Source organism: Argonema antarcticum A004/B2 (assembly GCF_023333585.1).
GTDB lineage: Bacteria > Cyanobacteriota > Cyanobacteriia > Cyanobacteriales > Aerosakkonemataceae > Argonema > Argonema antarcticum.
Genome location: NZ_JAIQZN010000242.1, coordinates 1 through 1283 on the forward strand (window position 1 = coordinate 1; position 1283 = coordinate 1283).

Sequence of the window (1283 nt, forward strand, 5' to 3'; positions counted from 1 at the left end):
CTGGGGGGGAGACAACAAGCTGTAAAACCCTTACTGCGTGCGGGTTTTACAGCTTGTTGTCAAAAAAAAATAGGTCTGCTATTCTCAAGAAGACCTAATTAATGAAAAAAATGAATTTATTACCATTATTTTACACCTCACACCTAAAAACGCAACTAAAAAGAGCGGAGTTTTTAATTTTCTTGATATTAATTGTAATGTTACAGCAGCATCGAATCGTAAAGTTAGAAGAATTAGCGAATCAATTTCCCCAAAAGATACTATTTGAAAGTCGCCGCAAGAAGTTGCAGAGATTTCTCTCGTTACCACATCTGACAATCGAAAAAATGTGGTGGCCATTATTCAGTTATTTGTTGACCAATAATTTTGACCAAGGCCAAGTATTATATATTGCCATTGACCGGACGCAATGGGGATTGGTAAATTTGATAGTTGTCAGTCTCATCTATGACAAAAGAGCCATCCCTATCTACTGGGAAGTTATGCCAAACTTAGGCAATACAAATGCGTCCAAGCAGATCGAGGTACTTTCGCGAGTTCTGCCCTTATTAAGTAATTATAGAAAAGTTGTTTTAGGGGATAGAGAATTTTGCTCAGTTGACCTAGCCCAATGGCTTAGAAGTCAACCCCAGACCTACTTTTGTCTACGATTAAAACGAAATGAATATATTGAAATAGCCCCAGACATCTGGCAGAAATTACAAGACTTAGGTGTAAATCCAGGATTTTCCATTTACCTACAAGGAGTTAAGTTAACTAAAACTAAAGGCTTCGAGCGAGCCAATATCGCAGCTAAATGGAAGCGTAACTATCGGGAAAAATCAGCCCAAGAAGCTTGGTTTATTTTAACAAACTTTAAAGATTTGAACCAAGCTATATCAGCTTATCAAAAACGCTTTGGTATAGAAGAAATGTTTAGGGATTATAAAAGTGGTGGTGATAATCTAGAATCAACGGGCATCAATGATGACCGCTTAATTGCTTTAATTATCTTGATTACTTTGGCTTACACCAGTTCCATTATGTCTGGGGAAAAAATCAAAACTAAGGGAGTAGTTAAATACGTAGGTCGCGTGAAAGAAAAACGAAGGGCGCAACGTCGCCATAGCAGCTTTTATATTGGTTTACACGGCTATGCTTGGGTGGAATCTCTTGATTTATTTAGTGAACAAACTGCTCAATTGATGTCTTTAAGCCCTCATAAACGACCTTATTATCAACGAGGTCGCCGAGCCGAAACCCTTATCCAATCTACCTTTGAGCTATAGTTGTCTCCCCCCCAG

Annotated in this window: 1 protein-coding gene; it reads left to right on the top strand. The window is 38.3% G+C overall.

Annotated elements, in window-relative coordinates:
• Window positions 1-101: 101 nt before the first annotated feature.
• Window positions 102-1268: an IS4 family transposase gene (locus tag LAY57_RS35630; protein WP_249072226.1), complete on the top strand. Its 1167-nt coding sequence runs from the start codon at window positions 102-104 to the stop codon at window positions 1266-1268.
• The last annotated feature ends 15 nt before the right edge of the window (window positions 1269-1283 follow it).